Origin of the sequence: Brachybacterium subflavum (genome assembly GCF_009299795.1) — a bacterium.
In the GTDB taxonomy this organism is placed as follows: domain Bacteria; phylum Actinomycetota; class Actinomycetes; order Actinomycetales; family Dermabacteraceae; genus Brachybacterium; species Brachybacterium subflavum.
Genome location: NZ_VIGP01000004.1, coordinates 401568 through 426901, shown reverse-complemented (window position 1 = coordinate 426901; position 25334 = coordinate 401568). Strand labels below are relative to the sequence as shown.

The following is a 25334-nucleotide window of genomic DNA, read 5'->3' as shown; positions in this document are numbered from 1 at the left end:
CTCAGGGCCGCGCGATGATCAGGCGCAGGGAGCCGTCGAACGCCTCGGCCTCCCGCAGGTGCCCGTGCCGCGCGTCCCAGGCGCCGGAGTCGAGATCGGCCTGCAGCTCGCGCACGAAGCGCTCGGCCGCCTCGGGACCGACGAAGCTCCACGCGGAGTTCGCCGTGCGCGCGCCCGGATCCAGCAGGGCCTCGGGCCTGCCGAAGTAGGCCTCGCCGAAGCCGTCGGTGCAGCCGCGCGGGATCGGCAGCTCCCGCACCTCCGCGTCGCCGCCCAGGATCTCGGCGATGCGTGCGGGAGCCGGGTAGCGGGAGGCCTCGGTCTCGATCACCTCGGGCGCGTACTCGGCCAGCCAGAACCGGTCGAGCGCCGCCGGATCGCAGCTGAGGACGACGACCGGACCGGTGGTCACGCGCCGCACCTCGCGCAGCCCCTGCTCGAGGTCGCCCCACTGGTGGACGGTGAAGGTGGCGAGCGCCGCGTCGAAGGCGCCGTCGGCGAAGGGCAGGTCCTCGGCGCCCGCCTCGATCGCGGGGGCGAGGCCCGCAGGGCGCTGCGCACGCATGGTGGCGCTCGGCTCGACGGGCGTCACCTCGCGGTCCGTCGGCTCGTAGGATCCCGCGCCCGCGCCCACGTTCACCAGGGTGCGCGCGGTCCCCAGCGCGTCCTCGATCGCCTCCGCGATCCGGGGGTCCGGCCTGCGGTAGGTCCGGTAGCCCGCGCCGATCGCCGAGTAGTCGGCGTCCCCGGCGGAGCCGTCGCCGCGGGGCGCCGCGGTGCCGGCGGGGGCGGGGGGATCGGTGGACGTCGAGGGTGCGGGTGCGGGGACGGATGCGGGATCCCAGGGGTGCGTCATGCGCTCATCCTTCACCATCGGCGTCGGTCGTCGGCCGGTGGGCGGTCGCGACGAACTGCAGGGCGATCCGGTCGGGGTCCTCCCGCAGACGCCAGCGATCCCCCTCGCGCACCATGAGCTCGGGCCACGGGCACCAGGCCGAGTACGGCGTCTCCTCGAGCGAGTCGAGCACCAGGCCGGCCTCCAGCAGGGCGTTCACGATCTGTGCGAGGGAGTGGTTCCACTGGTGGCTGCGGCTGTGCGCGATCGCGGGGGCGTCGGGCGGAGCCTCGACGTAGCTGAACTCCTCGTCCCAGGTCATCGGCTGCTCGCGCTCGAAATAGGGCTGCTCGATGCGGAGCCCGTCGCTCACGTCCTCACCGATCGCCATGAACATCGGGTGGTCGTCGCGGACGAGGAATCTGCCGCCGGGGCGCAGCAGGGAGGCGATCACGCGCGCCCAGGCGCGCACGTCGGGCAGCCAGCACAGCACGCCGATCGAGGTGTACACGAGGTCGAAGTCCCCGCTCACCGCCTCGCGCGCGTCGTACACGTTGGCCTCGACGAGCTCGAGATCGGCGCGGCAGCGCTCGGCGATCCGTGCGGCCCGGGTGAGGGAGGCGGGTGAGAGATCCAGGCCGACGACCCTGCGGGCGCCGAGGCGTGCGAGCCCGACCGTGTCGGTGCCCAGGTGGCACTGCAGATGGATGACGTCGAGCCCCGTGAGGTCCCCGAGGCGCTCGCGGTCCTGGGCCAGCGCGGGACTGATCGCCGACGGGTCGGCGACGAGCTCCTCGATGCCGTAGCCCGAGGCCTCGTGGAGCGCCGAGCGGTCGTCCCAGTTGGCGCGGTTGTCGGCGAAGTGCTGTGCACGGGGTTCCATGGTCCGACGGTAGCGGCCGGGGGTCGCACGAGCCGAGGGGTTTTCGCGCGGCACGCTCAGAGGTAGACCGCCCGCTGCACGTCATCGCTGTCGATGTTGTCCGCGTCGTACCAGAGGAATCCGGTGTCGATCATCTTCTCGACCTTCTTCCCCGCGAGGGCCTCGAGCGCGGTGCGCACGGTGAGGCGCCCCATCTGCATCGGGTCCTGGGTGACGGCGCCCGCCATCTCGCCGGCGCGGATCGCCTCGACCTGCGCGCGCCCGGAGTCGAAGCCGATCACGGCCAGGTCGGTGCGCCCGGACTCCTCGACGCCCTTGAGGACGCCGATCGCGGAGCCCTCGTTGGTGCCGAACAGACCCTTCAGGTCGGGATGGGCGGTGACCATGGAGCGCGCGATGTCAGCGGACTTCGCCTGGTCGCCCTCCCCGTACTGCACCTCGAGCGCCTCCACGTCGGGCCCGTACTCCTCCAGGCCCTGAAGGAAGCCGTCGCGGCGGTCGGTGCCGGAGAGGGACACCTGATCGTGGGCGACGATGCCCACCTGGCCCTTCCCGTCGATCAGGTCGCACATGTGCTTGGCGGCCTCCTTCGCGGCCGCGGCGTTGTCGGTGGCCACGGTCGCGAGCGGGATGTCGGAGTCGACGCCCGAGTCGAAGGCGATCACCGGGATCCCCTTCGACTGCGCCTCCTCGAGGGCGAGGGCCGCCGCGCGGGAGTCCAGGGCGGCGAGGCCCAGCGCATCGGGGCTCCTGGTCACGGCGTTCTGCAGCATCGTGATCTGGGCCTCGACGTCGGTCTCCGCGGGCGGGCCCTCGAAGGTGAGGACCACGCCGTTCTCGTCGGCCTCCGCGCGGGCCCCGCGCCGCACGGCCTGCCAGAACTGGTGCTGGAAGCCCTTGGAGACCAGGGCGATGTGCGTGACGTCCTCGCGGGAGCGGCCGCAGCCGGCCGCCGGGAGCAGCAGGCCCACACCGCCGAGGGCGAGCAGCGCGCGACGACTCGGCGCGCGCCGACCGGCACGCGGCCCGCCGACCGTCCCGTCCTCGCTCCCGGTCATGCCGTGCGCTCCGCGCGCCGGCGCAGGCGGTCGATGAACACGGCCGCCAGGATCACCGCTCCCAGCAGGACGTCCTGCCATTCCTGGGGGATCGAGAGGATCTGCAGGCCGTTGGTGAGCACGGAGATGATGAGCGCGCCGATCATCGTGCCGACGATCGTTCCGCGCCCGCCGGACAGCGAGGTCCCGCCGATGACGACGGCGGCGATCGCGTCGAGCTCGTAGCCCATGCCGGTCGCGGGCTGCGCGGAGCCGAGCCGTGCCGAGATCATGACGCCCGCGAGGCCCGTGAACAGACCGCCCACGATGTAGACGATCATCAGCCACTTCTTCACGGCCACGCCCGCGAGCTCCGCGGCCTCCTGGTTGGAGCCGATCGCGGTCGCGTAGCGCCCCAGCAGGGTGCGGGACATGAGCACCGCCGCGATCACGGCGGCGAGAGCCAGCACGAGCACGGCGTTGGGGATCGACGGGATGATCGTCCCGGTCGAGAAGCCCATGTAGGAGGGGGCCTCGAAGTAGATCGGGGCGGCGCCGGAGATCACCAGGGCGAGCCCGGAGGCGACCATCATCATCGCCAGGGTCGCGATGAACGGCGGCAGGTCGAGGAGCGCGACGCTCACCCCGTTGATCAGGCCGATGAGCCCGCCGAAGAGGATCGCGAGCACGATGCCGAGCGGTACCGGGATCCCCCAGTTCACGATGAACATGCCGCTCATCACCGCGCACAGCGCCATGCCCGTCCCCACGGAGAGGTCGATGCCGGCGGTGGTGATGACGAAGGTCGCTCCCAGGGCGAGGAGCCCGATCACCACGGTCGAGTACAGGATCGTGACGACGTTCCCCCAGGTGGGGAAGATCGTGGGGCTCGCGATGGAGAACGCGAGGAAGATCAGGACCAGGGTCCCGGCGGCCAGCAGCTGCTGGAGGCGGACGCGGCGCGGTCCGCGCGGGCGGTCGGCGGCGGACTCCTCGCGGGCCGGGGAGACTGCGAGCGTGCTCATCGGTGTCCTTCCGTGGTGGCGGGCGCATCGGTGCGTCCGCGCTCCGGTGCGGGGGCGGGATCCGCGGTGCGGGGGCGCGAGGGGGTCTCCTCGACGGCCGCGAGGCGCATGACGGACTCGGGGTCGGCGTCGGCCGCGTCGAGCACGCCGGTGACGCGGCCCTGGGCCATGACGACCACGCGGTGGGCGAGGCGCAGCACTTCGGGCAGCTCGGAGGAGATGACGATCAGGGAGCGGCCCTGCGCGGCGAGGTCCTCGAGAAGCGAGTGGATCTCCTCCTTCGCGCCGACGTCGATGCCGCGGGTGGGCTCGTCGAAGATCAGCACGTCGCTCTCCCGCATCAGCCAGCGACCGATGACGGCCTTCTGCTGATTGCCGCCCGAGAGGTTCTTGATCGGCTGCTCGAGGTGCGGGGTGCGGATGCGCAGCGCGCTCGCCTGCTCCTCGGCCGCCCGGCGCGCGACGCTGCGGCGCACGAGGCCCGCGCGCTGGAACCGGGAGCCGAGCGCGGAGAGCTCCATGTTCGCCAGCACGGAGCTCTCGAGCATGAGGCCCAGTCTCTTGCGGTCCTCGGGCAGGTAGCCGATGCCGGCGCGGGCCGCCTGGGCGGGGGAGCGGAAGGCGACGGGGCGCCCGCGCAGACGGACCTCGCCGCCCTGGCGTGGCAGGGAGCCGATCAGCGCGCGCGCCGTCTCGGTGCGCCCGGCGCCCATCAGACCCGCGAAGCCCAGGATCTCGCCCTCGCGCAGCTCGAAGGAGACGTCGTGGACGAGAGGCTCGCTGCGCAGGTGCTCGACGGCGAGGAGGACCGGGCGGTCCTCGCGCCCGGGCTGCGCGTCGCGCGGCGCGTGCGCGCGCCCGGAGGTGTCGACGGGGCGGCCGACCATCTTGGTGACGACGTCGTCGAGGGTCGCGCCGGCCATCGGGAAGTCGTCCACGTACTCGCCGTCACGGATCACCTGGACGCGGTCGGCGAGACCGCGCAGCTCCTCCATGCGGTGGGAGATGAAGACGACGCCGGTGCGCGGGGTGACGAAATCGCGGATGAGGGCGTGCAGGGCGGCGGCCTCGGTCTCGTTGAGCGCGGCCGTGGGCTCGTCCATGACCAGGACGCGGGCGTCGAAGCTGAGCGCCTTCGCGATCTCGACCATCTGCTGCTGGGCGACGGTGAGCTCCTCGGCCCGGGCCGACGGGTCGAGGTCCATGCCGAGCCGGTCCAGCAGGTCCCGGGTGCGCGCCTCCAGGCCGCGGGGACGGGTGAACAGACCTGCGGCGGGATCCTCGCGGCGCAGGAAGATGTTCTGCGCCACGGTGAGCGCGGGGATCAGGTTGAGCTCCTGGTGGATGATCGCGAGCCCCTGCCGGGCCGCGTCCAGAGGGCCGCTCACCCGCAGGGGCCGTCCCAGGTAGCGGAACTCGCCGGCGTCGGGCCGATGCACGCCCGTGAGCACCTTCATGAGCGTGGACTTGCCGGCGCCGTTCTCGCCGACCAGTGCGAGCACCTCTCCCGCATGCAGGTCGAGACGCATATCGGAGAGCGCGCGCACACCGGGGAACGTCTTCACGGCTCCCCGGACCTCGAGCAGCAGCTCGCCCTCGGGGTCGGACTCGGGGTCGGAAGCCCTCTGCGGATCCGTCATCGCACACGCACCGTCCGGACATCATCGTCGGAAATCGATTACTCGATGGTAGAGGGCGGCGGGTGCGCCATGTCAACCCGGATCGCGCCGAACCCGGCCGCTGCACCCCTGCGCAGGTCGTGCCGCCCGTCGCACCCGTTCCACCCCAGGTCGCAGTCGGGGCCCCGAGGACGCCACCGGAGGCCGACGCGATGACGGCGGCGCGCCGCGAGGATGGGGTGACCCCGTCGGAACGGCGAGCCGACGCGCACGAGCACCGGCCGCCGCCCGGCACGCAGAGCCTCGACGAAGGAGAGAACGATGGCCCGCACGTCCATGAGCGTCCGCACCGGCGACGAGACCGGACGGGGCACGGCGAGCCTCGTCATCGGCGTCTGCTCCCTGCTGGCCGGGTGGATCCTCATCGGGCCGATCATCGGCCTGTGGCTGGGCGTCTCCTCGCGCGGCCGTGAGCCGCTGGCCCGTGGGCGAGCCGGCTGGGGGATCGCGCTGAACCTGGTCGCGCTGCTCGGCTGGATCGTCCTCGTGGGCATCGCGCTGGTCTCCGGCCTCGGCGTGGCGGTGCTCCAGCTGAACTGAGACGAGCGCCCGCCGGCGGACGTGCACCTGGCACGGGTGCGGCTCCTCTACCATGGAGGGGGGTTCCTCCCGCCGCCGTGGGGCACCCACCCCTCCGTTCGAAAGGCCCTCCATGATCCGCATGTCCTCCTCGTTCGTCCGCACCCTGCGCGAGGACCCGTCGGACGCCGAGGTCGCGAGCCACAAGCTGCTGGTGCGCGCCGGCTACGTCCGGCGCAGCGCGCCGGGCGTGTACACCTGGCTGCCGCTGGGCCTGCGGGTGATGCGGAAGGTCGAGCAGATCGTGCGCGAGGAGCAGGACGCGATCGGCGGCAACGAGCTGCTGTTCTCCGCGCTGCAGCCGCGCGAGCCCTACGAGGCGACCGGCCGCTGGGAGGAGTACGGGCCCACCCTGTTCCGTCTGAAGGACCGCAAGCAGGCCGACTACCTGCTCGCGCCCACCCACGAGGAGATGTTCACCCTCGCGGTGAAGGATCTGTTCAATTCGTACAAGGACCTCCCGGTCATGCTGTACCAGATCCAGACGAAGTACCGCGACGAGGCGCGTCCGCGCGCCGGCCTGCTGCGCGTGCGCGAGTTCATCATGAAGGACGCCTACTCCTTCGACATCGACGATGCCGGTCTGGACGCCTCCTACTTCAAGCAGCGCGGCGCCTACCAGCGCACCTTCGAGCGCCTGGGGCTGCCCACGGTCATCTGCCAGGCCGATGCCGGCGCCATGGGCGGCTCCCGCTCCGAGGAGTTCCTGCACCCCACGCCGATCGGCGAGGACACCTTCGTGGTCTCCGAGGGCGGCTACGCCGCGAACGTCGAGGCCGTCACGACCGTCGTCCCCGAGGCGCTGTCCCAGGACCGGATCGCACAGCTGCCCGCCGCGCACGTCGAGGACACCCCGGGCGCCTCGACGATCGCGAAGCTCACGGACTTCTCGAACGAGGCCTTCCCCGGGAAGGGGTGCGTCTCGGAGACGGGGGAGTGGACCCGCTTCGAGATGCTCAAGCACCTCGTGTACCTGCTCACCCACCCCGACGGCAGCACGGAGCCGCTCGTGATCGCCCTGCCCGGCGACCGCGAGATCGACGACAAGCGCCTCGAGGTCTCCGTCGCCCCCGCGATCGCGACGGCCTTCACCGAGGAGGACTTCGCGAAGCACCCCGTGCTCGAGAAGGGCTACATCGGCCCGGAGGGCCTCGGGAGCGAGGCGCCCTCGAAGATCCGCTACCTCGTCGACCCGCGCGTCGTCCCCGGCACTCGCTGGGTCGCGGGCGCCGGCGCGAAGGACAAGCACGTCTACGACCTCGTCTTCGGCCGCGACTTCACGGCCGACGGCACGATCGAGGCCGCCGCGGTCCACGACGGCGACCCGGCGCCCGACGGTTCGGGCCCGATGCGCCTGACCCGGGGCATGGAGATGGGGCACATCTTCCAGCTGGGACGGAAGTACGCCGAGGCGCTCGACCTGCGCGTGCTCGACGAGAACGGCAAATCGGCCGTGGTGACCATGGGCTCCTACGGCATCGGCGTCACCCGTGCGGTGGCCGCGATCGCGGAGCTGCATCACGACGAGAAGGGCCTGACCTGGCCGCGCGCCGTCGCCCCGGCCGACGTCCATGTCCTCGCCACGGGCAAGGACCAGTCGGTGTTCGACGAGGCGGACAGGATCGCCCAGGACCTCGAGGCCCAGGGCCTCGAGGTGCTCTACGACGACCGTCCCAAGGTCTCCCCGGGCGTGAAGTTCAAGGACTCGGAGCTGCTGGGCCTGCCCACCACGGTCGTCGTCGGTCGCGGGCTCGCCGAGGGCAAGGTCGAGATCCGCGATCGCGCGAGCGGCGAGGTCGCCGAGGTCTCCCCGCAGGAGGTCGTGGAGCTCGTGGTCCGCGCCGTCCGCGCCTGAACGCGCGGGCGGTCCTTCGAGCTGACGCTCCGCCCCTCACCGCGAGGGCCGGGGCGTCCAGTCCTCGGGGAGGCGGACGGCGCCTGTCAGCCCTCCGGGTCGAGGGTCGGCAGCGCCGAGAGGGACGTGCGCAGGGACGCCAGCAGCACCGCCTGGTCCAGTGCGGCCGCGATCGAGAGCGATCGGCGCTCGAAGGGCGCGGCTCCGGTGAGGATCACGTGGTCCTCGACGAGGGTGAGGGCGAGCGCCTCGGGCTCGTCCTTCCGCAGGTCCTGCGTGACGCCGCCGCCCGGCAGCGGGTACACGGCCGCGCGCAGCACCTCCTTCGCGCCGTCCTCGCGGGCGAAGGCGCCGAGCTGCTCGGCGCGCTCGCGGTCCGCGTCGCTCAGGGCGATGAGGGCCGCGCGCTTCTTCCCGCTCTCGGCAGCCGCGAGCACCTCGCGCACATATCCCGCGTACCACTCGTCCTCCTGCGCCCGCTCGAGCGAGGAGTGGTAGTCGACCTGCGCTCCGATCGACGGCGGGTCGGACTCCGGCACGTCGCGCGCGGGCTCGATCTTCTCGGCCGACGGCGGAGCGGCGGGCTCCTCGGTGCCCGCGATCCGCGCGAGCCGCTGCGCCGCCCAGGCCGCGAAGACGCCCGTCGCGAGCATGGGACGCGCGAGGGAGCCGGAGACCTGCCGGGCCGCGTCCGCGGTGAGGTCGCGGATCGCCACGAGCAGGTCCGAGAGCCCCTGCAGGTCGGTCGGCGCGGCATCGCCGCCACCGCCGTCGCCCGTGCCTCCGTCGCTGTCTCCGTCGTCGCCGCCGTCGCTCGACGCGGAGCTCTCGTCCTCCGCCTCGGCCCCGGTGAGCATGGCCTCGCGCTGCCGGCCGAGGGCCTCCTGCACGCCGCCGACGAGGTCGCGCGAGCGCTCGTCGGCCCCGATCTGCGCGCCGAGGCCCGTCTCGAGCAGGGCCAGCAGGTCGCGGCGGTAGAGGTCGTCGATGCCCTCCGGGGGCGGGGTGTACACGGCGGGCTGGCCTACCCTCACGCCGTCGCAGCCGGACAGGGCGAGCGCGCCGAGCGAGAGCCCGCCCAGCAGGACCGCACGACGGCGGGGCCGGGGACGGGGGAGCTCGGCACGCATGAGCCCGATTCTGCCATCACCGCACGGCCCCTCCGCCACCGCGCGGCACCGCCGCGGTCGTGCTGCTCCGCCATCGCTGCGCGGCGTCCCGCGTCAGCGCCCGCCGCTGGGGCGTGCGCCTCGCCACGTGCGCGCGCTCCGGGGCCTCCCGCGCGGGCGCGACACGTGTGCGCGGACTAGAGTGGTGCTCCCGCAGGACGCACAGCAGAACACAGGAGAAGAGGTGGGAGCCATGACCTCCGAGCAGACCGTCGGGCGCGTCCGGGACGCCGCATCGCAGATCCTCTCCCGCCACGACCTCGTGCTCGAGGACGCCGCCGTCCGCGAGCGCCAGGGGACCACCGAGGTCACGCTCGTCGTCGATCTCGCCGAGGACCGCACCGGGAGCGCGGACCTCGACGCGGTCGCGGAGGCGTCCCGCGGGATCTCCGAGCTGCTGGACGAGGACGAGTCGATCCTCGGCCCCGGCCCGAGCCTGCTCGAGGTCACCACTCCCGGCGCCGAGCGCACGCTCACGCAGCCCCGCCACTTCCGCCGCTCCCGTGGCCGTCTGCTCACGATCACGCGGGCCCACAGCGCCCGGGCGGGCGGGGCGCCGAGCGCGACCGAGGACTCCGCCGCGACCCGCGCTGCGAGCGCGCCGGGCGAGAAGAGCCTGCGCGCCCGGCTGCTCGCCGTGGCGGAGGACGGGACGCTCACGCTGCATCCCGAGCCCGGCGTCGACGATCGCGGACGCCCCCGGAGGCTCCCGGCGGGAACTCCCGAGTTCCTCGCCGTGCCCCTCTCGGACGTCGTCTCGGCGCGCGTCGAGGTCGAGTTCACCCCGCCGCCGGACCCGGCGCAGCTGGACGAGCTCGCCGCCCGCGCCGCCGCGGCCGTGCCCGATCGGCAGGCCGACCCCGCCGCCCCCGCCCCTGAGGACGGCACCGCCCGCCCCTCATCCGCCGCTGACGATTCGGAGCGCTGACATGGACATCGACATGGGAGCCCTGCGGGCCCTGGAGCGCGAGCGGGAGATCCCCGTCGACGTGCTCCTGGACGCCATCCGCCAGGCCCTGCACGCCGCCTATCTGCACACCGACCACCCGGTGAAGGACTCCGAGGTCACGATCGACGAGCGCACCGGCGCCGTCGCCGTGCTAGCCCGCGAGCGCGACGCCGAGGGCGAGCTCGTCGAGGAATGGGACGACACCCCCGAGAACTTCGGGCGCGTCGCCGCCTCGACCGCGCGCCAGGTGATCTTCCAGCGCATCCGCCAGCTCGAGGACGACGCGGTGCTGGGCGAGTACGCCGACCGCACCGAGGACATCGTCTCGGGGATCGTCCAGCAGGGCCGGGACCCGCGCATGGTGATGGTCGACCTCGGCACCGTCGAGGCCGTGCTGCCCCCGCACGAGCGCGTCCCCGGCGAGGACCACTCGCACGGGCGCCGCATCCGCGCCTATGTCGTGGAGACCCGCCGCGGCCCCAAGGGGCCGCAGATCACGCTCTCGCGCTCGCATCCGAACTTCGTGCGCCGCCTGTTCGCGCTCGAGGTCCCCGAGGTCGCCGACGGCACCGTCGAGATCGTGGGTCTCGCCCGCGAGGCCGGCCATCGCACCAAGATGGCCGTGCGCGCGACCGTGCCCGGCGTGAACCCCAAGGGCGCGTGCATCGGCCCGATGGGCGCGCGCGTCCGCTCGGTGATGAACGAGCTGAACGGCGAGAAGATCGACATCGTCGACTTCGACGAGGACCCCACCGTCTTCGTCGCCCATGCGCTCTCGCCGGCCCGCGTCACCTCTGTCGCCGTCACCGACGAGGTGGGTCGCGCCGTCCGCGCGATCGTGCCCGACGGCCAGTTCTCCCTGGCCATCGGCAAGGAGGGGCAGAACGCCCGGCTCGCCGCGAAGCTCACCGGCTGGAAGATCGACATCCGCTCGGACGCCGCCCCGGAGCAGCCCGTCGTCGCGCAGGCAGCCCCGTCGGACGAGGCGCCGTCGGACTCCGCCGCATCGGATGCTCCCGCTGTCGCCGAGGGGCCCGCCGCCGACCCCTCGCCGGGTCAGGAATCCTCGCAGCTGTAACGCACGCCTCGCGGATGCCGGGCTCCGCGAGCAGGTCGGCTACACTGGTCAGGCTGTGTGCGCACGAACTGGAGGCCCTGTGGAGAACCGTTCCACGAGCCGTCGGCCCGAGCGCACGTGCGTGGGCTGCCGCACGGTGGCCCCATGCGACCAGCTGGTGCGCCTCATCATGGAGCAGGCCCTCGAGGGGGTCGCGCCCCGAGTGCGTGCGGATCCCTCGGGATCCGCGCCGGGTCGGGGAGCGTGGCTCCACGCCGACGCATCATGCCTCGACCTCGCGCTCAAGCGGGGCGGCTTCGCCCGGTCCTTCCGCGGCGCTGTCGACACCGGGCTCCTCGCCCGGGATCTCGAGGCCTCTTACCCACTCGCCTTCCAGGGGAACAGGTAGAAGAACCAATGGACATCCGATGAGTACTCGGTCATGAGCACCCACAGGAACTAATGGTCCGCGCCCTTCTGTCGGCCGGACCGAGACAGGAGAATTGTGGCTAAGGTCCGCGTCCACGAGCTCGCCAAGGAGCTCGGACAGCCGAGCAAGGTCGTTCTGCAGAAGCTGCAGGACATGGGCGAATTCGTCCGTTCCGCCTCCTCGACCATCGAAGCACCCGTCGCGCGCAGGCTGCGCGAGGCGTTCCCGGCCTCCGAGGCCGGCAGCGAGAAGAAGAAGCCGGCTGCGAAGCCCGGCGCCGCGAAGCCGGCCCCCGCCTCCCCGAAGGCCGCCGCCCAGGACGGTGCCGCGTCGGCCCCGTCGGCCGAGAAGCCCGCGCCGGCCCCGAAGCCCTCGCAGGCGGAGCCGGAGAGCGCCGAGGCGCCCGCGGCGAAGCCCTCGAGCGCTCCCTCCAAGCCCTCCGCGCCGACGCCCCGCACCGCCGCGGCGAAGCGGGAGGGCGCCGCCGAGAGCGCCGCGCAGGGCGAGCAGCCCCGCGGGGATGACGCGGACGGCTCGGAGTCGTCCGGCTCGGCCGCCCCCAAGCCCGGCGCCGCCCCCAAGCCCGGCGGCGCCCGCCCCGGCAACAACCCGTTCGCGACCTCCCAGGGGATGCCGCGTCCCGGCCGTCCGCGCCCGCAGCGCGATGGCGGCGGCGGCAACCGCCCCGGCGGCCCGCGTCCCGGCAACAACCCCTTCGCGACCGCGCAGGGCATGCCCCGTCCCGGCGGGCCGCGCCCGCAGGGCCGCGGCGGCGCCGGCTCCGGCTCCGGCGGGGACCAGGGCTCGCGCCCGCCCCGCGAGGGCGGCGCGCGCTCGGGCGCTCCCCGTCCCGGTATGCCCACCCCGGGCATCATGCGCCAGCACTCCCACGGCGGCCTCGCCGACGCCCAGAAGCCGGGCGGCGGCGGTCGCGGCGGCCGCGGCGGCGGTCCCCGCAGCGGCGGCGGCCCCGGCGGCGGTCCCGGGGGCGGCGGTCCCCGCAGCGGCTTCGGCGGCCCGCGCGGTCGCGGCGGACGCGGCGCCACCCAGGGCGCCTTCGGACGCGGCGGCAAGCCCGCGCGCTCGCGCAAGTCGAAGCGCGCGAAGCGTCAGGAGTTCGAGCAGATGCAGGCGCCCGCACCGGGCGGCGTGTCGATCCCGCGCGGGAACGGCACCACCATCCGGCTGCGCCGCGGCGCCTCCCTCAGCGACTTCGCCGACCGCATCGAGGTGAACCCTGCGTCGCTGATCACCGTGCTCTTCGCGATGGGCGAGATGGCCACGGCCACCCAGTCCCTCGACGAGGACACCTTCCACCTGCTGGGGGAGGAGCTCGGCTACAAGATCGAGATCGTCTCCCCGGAGGACGAGGAGCGCGAGCTGCTCGAGCAGTTCGACATCGATCTCGATGCCGAGCTCGCCGAGGAGGACGACGAGGATCGTCTTCCCCGCTCGCCGGTGGTCACCGTCATGGGCCACGTCGATCACGGCAAGACCCGCCTGCTGGACTCGATCCGCAACGCGAAGGTCCAGGCCGGCGAGGCCGGCGGGATCACCCAGCACATCGGCGCCTACCAGGTCGAGGTGGAGCACGAGAGCGAGGACGGTCCCGAGGACCGCGCGATCACCTTCATCGACACCCCGGGCCACGAGGCCTTCACGGCCATGCGAGCCCGCGGCGCCGACGTCACCGACATCGCGATCCTCGTGGTCGCGGCCGATGACGGCGTGATGCCGCAGACCATCGAGGCGCTCAACCACGCCCAGGCGGCGGAGGTGCCGATCGTGGTCGCGGTCAACAAGATCGACAAGCCGGACGCGAACCCGGACAAGGTGCGCCAGCAGCTCACCGAGTACAACCTGATCGCCGAGGAGTACGGCGGCGAGACCATGTTCGTCGACGTCTCCGCCCGCGAGGGCCAGAACATCGACAAGCTCCTGGACGCCGTCCTGCTCACCGCGGACGCCGCCCTTGACCTGCGGGCCAACCCGGACAAGCAGGCCCGCGGCATCGCGATCGAGGCCAACCTGGACCGCGGTCGCGGCCCGGTGGCCACGGTCCTGGTGCAGCAGGGCACGCTCCACGTGGGCGACGCGATCGTCTGCGGCACCGGCCACGGCCGCGTGCGAGCGATGCTCGACGAGCACGGGCAGAACGTCGAGGAGGCGGGCCCGTCCCGCCCGGTGCAGGTGCTCGGTCTGACCTCCGTGCCCGGCGCCGGCGACTCCTTCCTGGTGGCGGCCGACGAGCGCACCGCCCGTCAGATCGCCGAGAAGCGCGAGGCCGCCAAGCGTGCCGCCGCGCTGTCGAAGGCCCGCAAGCGGATCAGCCTCGAGGACATCACCAAGTCGATGGCCGAGGGCAAGGTCGAGACCCTCAACCTCATCCTCAAGGGCGACGCGGCGGGCTCCGTCGAGGCGCTCGAGGAGGCCCTGCTGGGCATCGAGATCGACGACCAGGTGCAGCTGCGGATCATCGACCGCGGCGTCGGCGCGATCACGATGAACAACATCAACCTCGCCGTCGCCTCCGACGCCGTGATCATCGGCTTCAACGTGCGCGCCGAGGGTCAGAACGCGGAGTACGCGGACCGCGAGGGCGTGGAGATCAAGTACTACTCCGTGATCTACCGCGCCATCGAGGAGATCGAGCAGGCCCTGCGGGGCATGCTCAAGCCCGAGTACGAGGAGGTCGACACCGGGTCGGCGGAGATCCGCGAGATCTTCCGCTCCTCGAAGTTCGGCAACATCGCCGGTTCGATCGTGCGCAGCGGCGAGATCCGCCGCGGTGCGAAGGCCCGCATCACACGCGGCGGAGTGGTCATCACCGAGGGCCTCGAGATCGCCGGTCTGCGTCGATTCAAGGACGACGTGACCGAGGTCCGGGAGGGCTTCGAGTGCGGCATCAACCTGGGGCGCTTCAACGATCTCCAGAACGATGACGTGATCACCACCTACGAGATGCGCGAGAAGCCTCGCGAGAACACCTCGAAGTGACAGCGCGCGTCGGGCGCCCCGGTCGATCCGGGGCGCCCGACGCGTCCCTGCATCCCGGCGGCGCCCGGCCCGCTCCGACGATGCGTGCTCGGCCGGGGCCCCACTGGCCGACAGGGAGGGATACGAGGCCATGACCGAGAGCCTGCTCGTGCTGCGCGCCCCCTCGGCGAACCGCGTGTTCACCGCGTCGGCCGGTCCTCTCGCGGTGCGCGAGGCCCGCTGGGTGCTCGGTGCCCATCTCGGAGCGCCGGTGAACGTGCGCGAGCGCGAGATCGCGGGCGCCGACTACCTCGAGATCGGGACCGACGCCCAGGACGACGCCCCGGGCTCGGTCGGGGGCCACGCCATGCGTCCGCTCGTCGCGCAGCTCTCCTCGACCTTCGCAGCCTTCGAGGCGTCGCGGCCCGGCGCTGCAGCGGTGTCGGCAGCTGCCGAGCCGATCGGTTCAGCCCTCCCGCTGCTGCGCCCGACGCCCCTGCCCGGGGTCATGCGCCACGGCAGCGAGCTCGAGACCACCCTGCGGTACTCGGGTAAGACGAACGAGCAGTTCACCGCGCTGCTGCTGAACCTCGCCGCCGCCCTGTCGAGCCGCCGCGGGGGAGTGCTGCGCGGAGATCTCGCGGTGCTGGACCCGACGTGCGGCCGTGGCACGACGCTCAGCCGCGCACTGCGTCTCGGCCTCAGCCCCACCGGCGCCGACATCGACGCCAAGGACATCGACGCCTACCGCACCTTCCTCACCACGTGGGCGAAGCAGCAGCACCTCCCGCACACCCAGAGCTCGGGCCGCCTGGGCCTCCGCTCGCCGGCAGGCGGGCGCGGGGCAGGCTCGCGCTGGGACTTCGAGCTCGCCGCGGACCGACGAGCGCAGCGCGCGGGCGAGGTCCAGAAGCTCCACCTGCTGACCTGCGACACCACGCGGCTCGGCGAGGTGCTCCCCGATCGTTCCGTGGACGCCCTTGTGGCGGACCTGCCCTACGGCGTCCAGCACGGCGCCCGCACCGAGGGCTGGCAGCGCTCCCCGCTGGACCTGCTCGAGCAGGCGATCCCCGCATGGCGCGCGCTGCTGCGCACCGGCGGCGGCATGGCGCTCGCGCTGAACCGCCGCACGGCCCCCTACGCGCGCGTGCATGAGATCCTCGGATCCCACGGGCTCACCGTGCTCAGCGGCGACGGCGCGTTCCGCCATCGCGTCGACCAGGCCATCGACCGCGACGTGGTCCTCGCCGTCCCCGACGACCATCCCCAGCTGGACCTCCTGCGCGTCCTCGCCGCCTCCGCGGACGAGCCCACCTCCGTGTCGGCCACGGCCGCAGCCGTCGCAGACCCCGAAGCCACCACGACAGACCCGCCCGCCCGTGCCGAGGCGCACGAGCCCCGCGAAAGGACCCGCCATGAGTGAGAACAGCCCCCGCGCCCGGCGCCTCGCCGACCGCATCCAGCAGATCGTCGCGACCATGCTCGACACCCGCGTGAAGGATCCCCGCCTGGGCTTCATCACGATCACCGAGGTGCGCGTGACCGGCGACCTCCAGCACGCCACGATCTTCTACACCGTCTTCGGGGACGACGAGGAGCGCGCCGGCACCGCCGCCGCCCTCCAGAGCGCCACCGGGATGCTGCGCCGCGAGGTCGGCCGCCAGACCGGCGTGCGTCTGACGCCGACCCTCGAGTTCGTCGAGGACGCCCTCCCGGAGAACGCCCGCACGATCGAGGACCTCCTGGTCCAGGCCAGGTCCCGCGACGCCGATCTCGCCCGCCAGCAGGAGGGCGCGTCCTTCGCGGGCGAGGAGGACCCCTACCGCAAGCCCCGCGATGAGGACGAGGACGAGGACGGCGCGGACCTCGAGGACGGCGCTGCGGAGGACTCCGCGGACGAGAGCGCCGCGGGCGACGCGCGCGCGTGATGGCGCGCGGCCCGCAGGACCTCGCGGCCCTTCCCCACGGCGTGCTGCTCGTGGACAAGGCGCCCGAGCGCACGAGCCATGACGTGGTCGCGCGCCTGCGCTGGCTGCTGGGCACGAAGAAGGTCGGTCACGCCGGCACCCTCGACCCGATGGCCACCGGGCTGCTGATCCTGGGCGTCGGCCAGGGGACGCGTCTGCTCACCCACCTCGTAGGGCTCGACAAGACCTACACGGCGACGATCCGCCTGGGCCGCGCCACCACCACCGACGACCGCGAGGGCGAGGAGATCGGCGAGCTCGTCCCCGCCGCCGGCCTCGCACCGGACCGGATCGAGGACAGCCTGGACGCCCTGCGAGGGGAGATCCAGCAGGTGCCCTCGACCGTCAGCGCCATCAAGGTCGACGGCAAGCGCGCGTACGCCCGCGCCCGCGCGGGGGAGGACGTGACGCTCTCCGCGCGTCCCGTGACGATCAGCGACCTCACCGTGCTCGCCGTGCGCGAGGCGGATCCCTTCCTGGATCTCGACGTGACCGTGACGTGCAGCTCCGGCACCTACGTGCGGGCGCTCGCCCGGGACCTCGGCGCCGCGCTGGGCGTGGGCGGGCACCTCACCGCACTGCGGCGCACTCGCGTGGGACCTTTCGCCGTCCAGGACGCGGTGCACGTTCCCGCCCCCGGCGAGGGCGACGACGTCGAGCTGCCTCTGCGGGGCCTGGGGGAGTCCGCCGCGCGCGTGATGCCCACTGTCGCACTGGACGAGGAGCGGGCGATCGCGCTCGGACAGGGCAAGCGCGTGAATGCGTCGGCGTCCCCGGGCGGGGCCGACGGGGGAGTGCGAGCTGCACTCGACCCGGAGGGTCGCCTGGTCGCCGTCGTCGAGGCCGAGGTCGACGCCGAGGGAGAGCGTCTGCGACCCGTCCTCGTCGTCCCTCCGGAGGCCCGCAGCTAGAGCGGGCCTCCCAGATGCCAGGCCATCTCTCAGAGGTGTGGGGAGGACGAGAGCGGGAGGGACGCCTCACCGTGGCAGGCCCTGTCCGATCGACGGTGGGAGCGCAGCGGGCCGGCGCCCTGGTCACCGACCGGGGCATCACGCGGGGCCGGCAACAGGTCGTCTCTTCTCGACCGTCGGATAGTCTCAGGCAATGGATCTCGATCGAACGATCGTGCAATGCAGCAAGGGTGCCTACTACGAGACCGTGTGGTTCCCGTTCGTGTCCTTCAAGTCGATCCGGCTGGGGACCAGGCGGTTCCAGAAGTGCCCCGTGCACGAGCGCTGGGAGATTGCGCGGCTGGTGCCGGAGGAGGAGTGGACACCTGGGGTGATCGCTCAGGCCGAGACGCATCGCGACTCCGACGTCATCTGATCCGCACAGTTCAAGTGCTGATCTGTCGCGGGAAGACGTGATCGAGCGCACTCACCCGGGCCGGACACTGCTCCCAGCGCCGGCCGTGCGTCCACCAGCACAGCAGAAGGGCCCCGCCTCTCGGCGGGGCCCTTCTGCTGTTCGGGCGGGTAACGGCTCGGTCCGCCGCCGATACCTCGATGAGGGGACTGGATCAGGATCTCCGGATCAGCGGTGCACCTCGACCCGGGTGCCGATCGACGCCCAGTCGTACAGCCACTTGGCGTCCGAGACGCGCATGTTGATGCAGCCGTGGGAGCCGGAGTACCCGAAGGACGAGCGCCACGGCGCGCCGTGGAAGGCGTATCCGCGGTACCAGTACTGCACCCAGGGGACGTCCTTGGTGTTGTAGTACTCGGGGTCCTGCTGGTCCTTGTAGGCGCCGTTGGTCATGTCCTGCTTGTCGTAGCGCAGGTAGATCTTGTACGAGCCGGTGACGGTGCCGTGGCCGTTGGCCCCGTCGCCGTCGACGATGGAGCGCGGGCCCCACACGGGGGTGTCGCCCTGGTAGGCGGTCACGGTCCTGTCCGAGAGGTTGACGTCGATCCACTTCTCGCCGGTCGGCTTGTCGGCGGCGGCGTCATCGTCGTCCTTGGACTTGTCATCGTCCTTGGACTTCTCGTCGTCCTTCGAGTCCTCGTCCTTCTTCTTCGAGTCCTCGTCGTCCTTCGACTCGGGGGCCTTGGCCTTGGTCATCTCGGCCTCGACCTTCTTGGTCTCGAAGGACGCCTCCAGCGGGCTGGTCCCGGTCATCGCCGCGACGAGCTTCTCGGTGACGGCGTCGGTGTTGGTGATCTTCACGCCGTCGGTCTTCTCGGCGATGGTCTTGACGACCTTGCCGTCGGTGTCGACCTGCTCGATGCCGTCCTTCTTCTCGACGCTGTCCTCGTCGGCGCGTGCGGAGACCCACTCGCGCACGGCGTCCTCGTCGACCCCGATCTTCAGGTCCTTGCCCTTGTCGTCGGTCGTGACGGAGAGCCAGCCGGAGCGGCGGTCCTTCGAGACCGAGTGGGTCGCCCCGTCGGGGCCCGTGATCGACATCGGCTGGTCCAGCATCTTCGTGATCTGGCCCTTGACCTTGTCGGCCTTGTCCGTCGTGATCTTCGGGGCGGTCTCCGTGACCTCCTGGGTGAGGGTGAAGCTCTCGAGCTTCGAGGCGTCCTTCGTGAGGGCGGAGACGAACGCGTCGGTCTCCACGCCCTGGCCGTTCTTCGCCTCGGAGACGTTCCAGGTCCCGGCGTCCTCGTCGTACGACACCTTCGCGTCCACGGGGGCAGTGCGGTCCTTCGGGATCTGCTGGGTGGCGTAGTCGGCGGCAGCCTTCTCGTCGACCGTCACCACCGGGTCGACGCCGCGGGAACCGGAGAGCGTCGAGGAGACGACCTCGCCGATCGAGCCGTCGTGGGCGACGGCCTCCTGCCCGGTCTTCTCCGCGTCGACGTCGACGCCGAGATCGGCCAGGGACGCGGTCGTGGTCTCGCCGTCGGTGTCGACGGTGACCTCCGTGCCCTCGGCCTTCTTCTGGACGAGCGCGGAGATCTCCTCGGCGCTCTTGCCGGACACGTCCTGTCCCAGCACCGTCGTGCCCGGGAGGGCCTTGCCCTCGAAGTTCTTGGCGTACGCGAACGCGCCGCCCGTGAGGACGACCGCCAGCACGGCCAGGATCGCGATCACGATCAGCAGGACACGTCGGCGTCCGCCGCCGGACCGGCCCACATCGGTGGTGTCGGTGAGGTGCGACATATGGTCTCGCTCATCTCTTCGCTGCGGTTCCGGTTCCCCCTCGTCACGGGACCGCCCGCAGAAGGTCCACGGGTCCGCATTCGTACCCTTCACCATACGTCAGACTCCGCGGTCGAGCCGAGGGGACGGGAGTCACAGACGCGTCACAGTCGACCCGGTCGCCCGACGGCCGCCCTGTTCCTGCCCCGTCCCGCTCGTGCGATCCCCACGACGGGCGACCGGGCCGTCGCTCCGGTGCGCCCGTGCGGCGCTACAGTGTTCCCCGTCCTCCCGCCCGCGCCCCCGGAACCCGGCCCCGGCGCGGGACCGGGCCCCATCGGAAGGATCCTCACCGTGACCCGTGCGCAGATCTGGCACTCCCTCGAGGAAGTGCCCGCCGACCTCGGCGCGAGCGCGGTGACCATCGGAAACTTCGACGGCGTCCACCTGGGGCACCGCTATGTGCTCGACGCGCTGCGGGAGAACGCCGCTGCCCGTTCGCTGGAGCCGGTCGCCCTGACCTTCTGGCCGCATCCGCGCCACGTCATGCACACCCCGGGCGACCCCGCCCTCGTCACCGCGCACGAGGACCGCGATCGCCTGCTGCTCCTGGCCGGCATGAGCGGCGTCCTCGACCTCGAGTTCACCTGGGACTTCGCCCAGTACAGCGCCGAGGACTTCGTGCGCGTCTTCCTCGTCGAGGGCCTGGGCATGCGCTGCATCGTCACGGGCGCCGACACCCGCTTCGGGCGCGGGAACTCGGGTGACGTCGAGACCCTGCGCGCGCTGGGGGAGAAGCACGGGTTCGAGGTCGTGGTGCTGCCCGATCTGCCGCTCGACGGGGAGCGGATCTCCTCCTCCGCGATCCGCGCCGCGCTGCTGGAGGGCGACATGCCCGAGGCGACCGCGATGCTGGGCCGCTTCCACACGGTGTCCGACACGGTCCACCACGGCTTCAAGCGCGGTCGCGAGCTCGGGTTCCCCACCGCGAACCTCGGGCCGCGCCCCCACGGGCTCGTGCCGCAGGACGGGGTCTATGCGGGCTTCCTCACCGTGGTCGAGCAGGCGAGCGAGCACCGCGGGACCGAGCCCCTCGTCGGAGCGGTCACGACGATCTCCATCGGCACCAACCCGACCTTCCACGAGGGCAGCGAGGACTCCCCGCGGATGGTGGAGGCTTACGTCCACGGCGACGACAGCCTCGACCTGTACGGGGACACCGTGCGCCTCGAGTTCGTCGAGCGCCAGCGGCCCACCCTGCGCTTCTCCTCGGTCGACGCGCTCGTGGCCCAGATGGAGATCGACAAGGACGTGACTCGCCGCACTCTGGACGGAGTGCAGCCCGACGTCCTCCACCGCCGCTGATAAACTCTCACCGCCGTCATATCGGCCGCGGAGGACTCCGCGCGCCCGCACGGCGCGTCCAGGCTCGTGAAGCCGGGGACGTGCCCGGAGCGCAGCAGGGTCCGACACACAGAGCCCGGGAGAACAGGCCCCGGTGCGCCGCGCAACGACCGAGGGAGAAGCCGACATGGCCTTCGACTCCGCCACCAAGCAGGAGATCATCAAGGAATACGCGACCGCTGAGGGCGACACCGGTTCGCCCGAGGTCCAGATCGCGCTCCTGACCCACCGCATCACCTACCTGACCGAGCACCTCAAGGAGCACAAGCACGACCACCACACCCGTCGTGGTCTGATGCTCCTGGTCGGTCAGCGCCGCCGTCTGCTCAAGTACCTGCAGAACGTCGACATCGAGCGTTACCGTGCGCTGATCCAGCGCCTCGGCATCCGCCGGTGACACCCGCCGCCGCTCGTCCCCACGGGACGGGCGGCGGTTCGCATCCGGCCCCGTGACATGTGCGCGGGGCACGAACCGCGAGGCCGCGCCCAGAGCGCCGGCCCGCACGACCCACCAGCTCCTCGACCGTGGGCACGGTCCTCGGCAGAGACCTTCGGGAACCCCGATCCATCCGGATCCGGAGGCTCCCCGCGGGCCCCTGACGATGGCCGCGTCCGGCGAGGGGCTCCGATCCCATCGAAGGAGATCCCCATGGCCATGGAAGGCCCCGACATCACGGCGACCACCGCCGTCATCGACAACGGCAGCTACGGCACCCGCGAGGTGCGCTTCGAGACCGGCCGTCTGGCCCAGCAGGCCGCCGGCGCCGTCTCGGTGTACCTCGACGACGACACGATGGTGCTCTCGGCCACCGCCGTCTCCAACAAGCCGAAGGACAACTTCGACTTCTTCCCGCTCACGGTCGACGTCGAGGAGCGCATGTACGCCGCGGGCCGCATCCCCGGCTCGTTCTTCCGCCGCGAGGGCCGCCCGGGCACCGACGCGATCCTCGCCTGCCGCCTCACCGACCGCCCGCTGCGCCCGGCCTTCGTCAAGGGCCTGCGCAACGAGGTCCAGGTCGTCCTCACGGTCATGGCCGTCAACCCCGACGACGCGTACGACGTGGTCGGCATCAACGGCGCCTCCGCCTCCACCCAGATCTCGGGCCTGCCCTTCAGCGGCCCGATCGGCGGCGTGCGCGTGGCCCTCATGCCCAACGCCGACGGCGGGCAGTGGGTCGCGTTCCCGACCTTCAGCCAGCTCGACGAGGCCGTGTTCTCCATGGTCGTCGCCGGCCGCATCGTCGGTGACGACGTCGCGATCATGATGGTCGAGGCCGAGGCCACCGACAACGCCTGGTCCATGATCAAGGACCAGGGCGCGATCGCCCCCACCGAGGAGGTCGTGGCCGAGGGCCTCGAGGCCTCCAAGGTCTTCATCCGCACGCTGTGCGAGGCCCAGCAGGAGCTGGCCGATGCGGCCGCCAAGCCGGTGCGCGAGTTCCCGCTCTTCCTGGACTACCAGGACGACGCCTACGAGCTCGTCGAGAAGGCCGCCTCCGATCGCCTGCGCGAGGTCATGAGCATCGCCGGCAAGCAGGAGCGCGAGGAGTCGACCGACGCGCTCTCCGCCGAGGTCGTCTCCGAGCTCGGCGCCGAGGGCGCAGCGCTCGAGGGCCGCGAGAAGGAGATCTCCGGCGCCTTCCGCGCGCTGACCAAGAAGGTCGTGCGCCAGAAGATCCTCACCGAGGGCGTGCGCATCGACGGCCGCGGCCTGCGTGACATCCGCCAGCTCTCGGCCGAGGTCGAGGTGCTCCCGCGCGTGCACGGCTCCGCCCTGTTCCAGCGCGGCGAGACCCAGATCATGGGTGTGACCACGCTGAACATGCTCAAGATGGAGCAGCAGATCGATTCGCTCTCGCCGGTGAACCGCAAGCGCTACATCCACCACTACAACTTCCCGCCCTTCTCGACCGGCGAGACCGGCCGCGTGGGCTCCCCGAAGCGCCGCGAGATCGGCCACGGCATGCTCGCCGAGCGCGCCCTGGTCCCGGTCCTCCCGGGCCGCGAGGAGTTCCCCTACGCGATCCGCCAGGTCTCCGAGGCGCTGGGCTCCAACGGCTCGACCTCGATGGGCTCCGTGTGCGCCTCGACGCTGTCGATGCTCAACGCGGGCGTGCCGCTCAAGGCACCCGTCGCGGGCATCGCCATGGGCCTCGTCTCCGACACCGTCGGCGGCGAGACCAAGTACGCGGCCCTCACCGACATCCTCGGTGCGGAGGACGCCTTCGGCGACATGGACTTCAAGGTCGCCGGCACCGACGAGTTCGTCACCGCGATCCAGCTCGACACCAAGCTCGACGGCATCCCGGCCTCCGTGCTCGCCGCCGCGCTGTCCCAGGCCCGCGAGGCCCGCCTGCACATCCTGGGCGTCCTCAACGAGGCCATCGACGTGCCGGACGAGATGAGCCCGAACGCCCCGCGCGTGCTCGCGGTGACCATCCCCGTCGACAAGATCGGTGCGGTCATCGGCCCCAAGGGCCAGATGATCAACCAGATCCAGGACGACACCGGCGCCGACATCACCATCGAGGACGACGGCACCGTCTACATCGGCGCGACCGACGGCCCGTCGGCCGAGGCCGCCCGGGCGACGATCAACGCGATCGCCAACCCGATGGTGCCCGAGGTCGGCGAGCGCTACCTCGGCACCGTGGTGCGCGTCGTCGACTTCGGCGCCTTCGTCTCGCTGACCCCCGGTAAGGACGGTCTGCTGCACGTCACCCAGCTGCGCAAGCTGAACGACGGCAAGCGCGTGGACAACGTCGAGGACGTCGCGAAGGTCGGCCAGAAGATCGAGGTCGAGATCCGCGAGATCGACGCGCGCGGCAAGATCAGCCTCGCCATCGCCGAGGACGATGCCGAGGAGAAGGGCACCGAGAAGGCGTCCGACTCCGAGTGAGCTCGACTGATCGCGTGAACGCGTGACCGCCGCGGGCGGCACCCCATGACGGGGTGCCGCCCGCGCTCGCTCTCCACCACTTCGCACCCGACCATGGGAGGATCCTCTGGTGCCGATCGACCTGACCACCGACGCCGCAGTCCGCGACCAGCTCCTCGAACCGGGGGGAGAGGGGCCGCTCGTGCGGCGCACGATCCTCCCCGGCGGCGTCCGCCTGCTCACGGAGACCGACCGCTCGGTGCGCAGTGCGACGCTCGGGCTCTGGCTGCCCGTGGGCTCGCGCGACGAGACCCCCTCTCACGCCGGCTCCACCCACGCCCTCGAGCACCTCCTGTTCAAGGGCACTGGCAGGCGCAGCGCCCTGGACATCGCGACCGCCTTCGACGAGGTGGGCGGCGAGTCCAACGCGGTCACCGCGAAGGAGCACACCGTGTACCACGGGCGCGTGCGCAGCGCGGACCTGCCGCTCGCCCTGGACGTGCTCACCGACATGGTCACCTCCTCGACCCTCGCCCCCGAGGCGCTCGAGACCGAGCGCGAGGTGATCCTCGAGGAGCTCGCGATGGCGCAGGACGACCCCACCGACTCCGGGTACGAGGAGTTCCTCGCCCAGGTCCTCGGGCCCGACACCCCCATGGGACGCCCCGTCGGCGGCACCCTCGAGACCGTCAGCGCCCTCACCGACGCCGACGTGCGCTCGCACTTCGCCGCGCATTACAGGCCTCAGAACCTCGTCGTCACTGCGGTCGGCGACCTCGACCACGACGAGCTCGCGGAGCGCCTCACCGCCAGCCTGTCCGCGGGCGGCTGGGACCTCCCGGAGGGCGCGGCGCCCTCGGAGCGTCGGCCCGCCCTCGAGCGCTCGCTGCCCGTCGACGGCGCAGTGCCCGGGCCGGCGTCGGCCGTGGTCCCGCACCGGATCGTCCGGCCTCTCGAGCAGACCCACATCTACCTGGGCGGGCCGTCGATCTGTGCGAGCAGCGAGGACCGCCACGCGATGAACGTGCTGATGGCGATCCTCGGCGGCGGCATGTCCTCGCGGCTGTTCCAGCACATCCGGGAGGAGCGCGGTCTGGTCTACACCGTCTACTCCTTCAGCGCCGCCTACCGCGATGCGGGCCTGTTCGGCATGTACGCCGCGTGCCGTCCGGCGCGCGCCGAGCAGGTCGTCGAGCTGATGGGGGCCGAGGTCGAGCAGATGCGCGATCATGGCGTCACCGACGAGGAGATGCGACGCGCGCTCGGCCAGATCACGGGCGCGCTCGCCCTCGGCCTCGAGGACACCGCCTCGCGGATGGGGCGCCTGGGCAGCCTGGAGCTCGTCCAGGGGCGGTACTCCACGGTCGACGAGGCGCTCGAGAAGATGGCCGCCGTGACGGCTGAGGACGTGCGCGAGCTCGCCGCCCGCCTCGCCGGCTCCTTCACCACCCGCGTCGACGTCGGCCCCGAAGCCGGCTGAGCCGCCGACTCGGCGCCGCACACCTCATCCCACCGCCCTCCCGG

General features: G+C 72.2%; 20 protein-coding genes and 1 pseudogene. 14 read left to right on the top strand and 7 right to left on the bottom strand.

Features of this window, described 5'->3' with window-relative positions; translation table 11 throughout:
• Position 1: 1 nt before the first annotated feature.
• From FHG10_RS12165 to FHG10_RS12145, 5 genes are read right to left on the bottom strand one after another with little or no spacing between them, the layout of a single operon-like run.
• The gene (locus FHG10_RS12165; RefSeq protein ID WP_152353592.1) at positions 2 to 856 is read right to left on the bottom strand and encodes a class I SAM-dependent methyltransferase; all 855 of its coding nucleotides are present in this window, start codon (positions 854 to 856) and stop codon (positions 2 to 4) included.
• Positions 857 to 860: 4 nt separating this feature from the next.
• A complete protein-coding gene (locus tag FHG10_RS12160) occupies positions 861 to 1718 on the bottom strand; it encodes a class I SAM-dependent methyltransferase (RefSeq protein WP_152353591.1) in 858 nt (285 codons plus the stop codon).
• Positions 1719 to 1774: 56 nt separating this feature from the next.
• Positions 1775 to 2776 (bottom strand): ABC transporter substrate-binding protein, encoded by a 1002-nt coding sequence (locus FHG10_RS12155; RefSeq protein WP_152353590.1) that lies wholly within the window; start codon positions 2774 to 2776, stop codon positions 1775 to 1777.
• Positions 2773 to 3780, bottom strand: a complete 1008-nt coding sequence (locus FHG10_RS12150) for an ABC transporter permease (RefSeq protein WP_152353589.1) — start codon at positions 3778 to 3780, stop codon at positions 2773 to 2775. The genes FHG10_RS12155 and FHG10_RS12150 overlap by 4 nt, the downstream gene beginning before the upstream one ends.
• Positions 3777 to 5420: a sugar ABC transporter ATP-binding protein gene (locus FHG10_RS12145; RefSeq protein ID WP_152353588.1), complete on the bottom strand. Its 1644-nt coding sequence runs from the start codon at positions 5418 to 5420 to the stop codon at positions 3777 to 3779. Before FHG10_RS12145 ends, FHG10_RS12150 begins: the two co-directional genes overlap by 4 nt.
• A 300-nt stretch (positions 5421 to 5720) precedes the next feature.
• On the opposite strand from FHG10_RS12145, the gene FHG10_RS12140 reads away from it, so the two are divergent.
• Both FHG10_RS12140 and FHG10_RS12135 read left to right on the top strand, forming a co-directional pair.
• The gene (locus tag FHG10_RS12140) at positions 5721 to 5999 is read left to right on the top strand and encodes a hypothetical protein (RefSeq protein ID WP_227488216.1); all 279 of its coding nucleotides are present in this window, start codon (positions 5721 to 5723) and stop codon (positions 5997 to 5999) included.
• A gap of 112 nt (positions 6000 to 6111) precedes the next feature.
• On the top strand, positions 6112 to 7893 hold the full coding sequence (locus tag FHG10_RS12135) for a proline--tRNA ligase (protein ID WP_152353587.1): 1782 nt from the start codon (positions 6112 to 6114) through the stop codon (positions 7891 to 7893).
• 86 nt (positions 7894 to 7979) lie between these two features.
• Here the strand turns inward: FHG10_RS12135 and FHG10_RS12130 are convergent, their stop codons facing one another.
• Complete coding sequence (locus FHG10_RS12130) at positions 7980 to 9023, bottom strand: DUF4439 domain-containing protein (RefSeq protein WP_152353586.1); 1044 nt, start codon at positions 9021 to 9023, stop codon at positions 7980 to 7982.
• Positions 9024 to 9255: 232 nt separating this feature from the next.
• Between FHG10_RS12130 and FHG10_RS12125 the strand changes: the two genes are divergently transcribed.
• The 8 genes and pseudogenes from FHG10_RS12125 to FHG10_RS12090 all read left to right on the top strand — a co-directional run bounded on the left by FHG10_RS12125 (position 9256) and on the right by FHG10_RS12090 (position 17767).
• Complete coding sequence (locus FHG10_RS12125; protein ID WP_152353585.1) at positions 9256 to 9990, top strand: ribosome maturation factor RimP; 735 nt, start codon at positions 9256 to 9258, stop codon at positions 9988 to 9990.
• A 1-nt stretch (position 9991) separates the two neighbouring features.
• Positions 9992 to 10921 (top strand): annotated as a pseudogene (nusA, locus tag FHG10_RS12120) (transcription termination factor NusA); the annotation flags it as partial.
• A 100-nt stretch (positions 10922 to 11021) separates the two neighbouring features.
• Positions 11022 to 11477 (top strand): YlxR family protein, encoded by a 456-nt coding sequence (locus FHG10_RS12115; RefSeq protein ID WP_193636294.1) that lies wholly within the window; start codon positions 11022 to 11024, stop codon positions 11475 to 11477.
• Between the two features lie 96 nt (positions 11478 to 11573).
• Positions 11574 to 14495 carry a translation initiation factor IF-2 gene (infB, locus tag FHG10_RS12110; RefSeq protein WP_152353582.1) on the top strand — a complete coding sequence of 974 codons (2922 nt, stop codon included), beginning with the start codon at positions 11574 to 11576 and terminating at the stop codon, positions 14493 to 14495.
• A 130-nt stretch (positions 14496 to 14625) separates the two neighbouring features.
• Positions 14626 to 15897, top strand: coding sequence for a TRM11 family SAM-dependent methyltransferase (locus FHG10_RS12105; protein WP_193636293.1), 1272 nt, complete (start codon positions 14626 to 14628; stop codon positions 15895 to 15897).
• Positions 15890 to 16402, top strand: a complete 513-nt coding sequence (rbfA, locus tag FHG10_RS12100; protein ID WP_152353581.1) for a 30S ribosome-binding factor RbfA — start codon at positions 15890 to 15892, stop codon at positions 16400 to 16402. The genes FHG10_RS12105 and rbfA overlap by 8 nt, the downstream gene beginning before the upstream one ends.
• The gene (gene truB / locus FHG10_RS12095) at positions 16402 to 17352 is read left to right on the top strand and encodes a tRNA pseudouridine(55) synthase TruB (RefSeq protein WP_152353580.1); all 951 of its coding nucleotides are present in this window, start codon (positions 16402 to 16404) and stop codon (positions 17350 to 17352) included. The genes rbfA and truB overlap by 1 nt, the downstream gene beginning before the upstream one ends.
• A gap of 193 nt (positions 17353 to 17545) precedes the next feature.
• Entirely contained in the window at positions 17546 to 17767 is a 222-nt protein-coding gene (locus FHG10_RS12090) for a hypothetical protein (RefSeq protein ID WP_152353579.1), read from the top strand.
• A 207-nt stretch (positions 17768 to 17974) separates the two neighbouring features.
• Here the strand turns inward: FHG10_RS12090 and FHG10_RS12085 are convergent, their stop codons facing one another.
• Positions 17975 to 19549: a L,D-transpeptidase family protein gene (locus tag FHG10_RS12085; protein ID WP_152353578.1), complete on the bottom strand. Its 1575-nt coding sequence runs from the start codon at positions 19547 to 19549 to the stop codon at positions 17975 to 17977.
• A 333-nt stretch (positions 19550 to 19882) separates the two neighbouring features.
• On the opposite strand from FHG10_RS12085, the gene FHG10_RS12080 reads away from it, so the two are divergent.
• The 4 genes from FHG10_RS12080 to FHG10_RS12065 all read left to right on the top strand — a co-directional run bounded on the left by FHG10_RS12080 (position 19883) and on the right by FHG10_RS12065 (position 25290).
• Entirely contained in the window at positions 19883 to 20893 is a 1011-nt protein-coding gene (locus tag FHG10_RS12080; protein ID WP_152353577.1) for a bifunctional riboflavin kinase/FAD synthetase, read from the top strand.
• A 166-nt stretch (positions 20894 to 21059) separates the two neighbouring features.
• Positions 21060 to 21329 carry a 30S ribosomal protein S15 gene (gene rpsO / locus FHG10_RS12075; protein ID WP_152353576.1) on the top strand — a complete coding sequence of 90 codons (270 nt, stop codon included), beginning with the start codon at positions 21060 to 21062 and terminating at the stop codon, positions 21327 to 21329.
• Between the two features lie 252 nt (positions 21330 to 21581).
• On the top strand, positions 21582 to 23831 hold the full coding sequence (locus FHG10_RS12070; RefSeq protein ID WP_152353575.1) for a polyribonucleotide nucleotidyltransferase: 2250 nt from the start codon (positions 21582 to 21584) through the stop codon (positions 23829 to 23831).
• A gap of 109 nt (positions 23832 to 23940) precedes the next feature.
• Complete coding sequence (locus FHG10_RS12065; RefSeq protein WP_152353574.1) at positions 23941 to 25290, top strand: M16 family metallopeptidase; 1350 nt, start codon at positions 23941 to 23943, stop codon at positions 25288 to 25290.
• Positions 25291 to 25334: the final 44 nt, after the last annotated feature.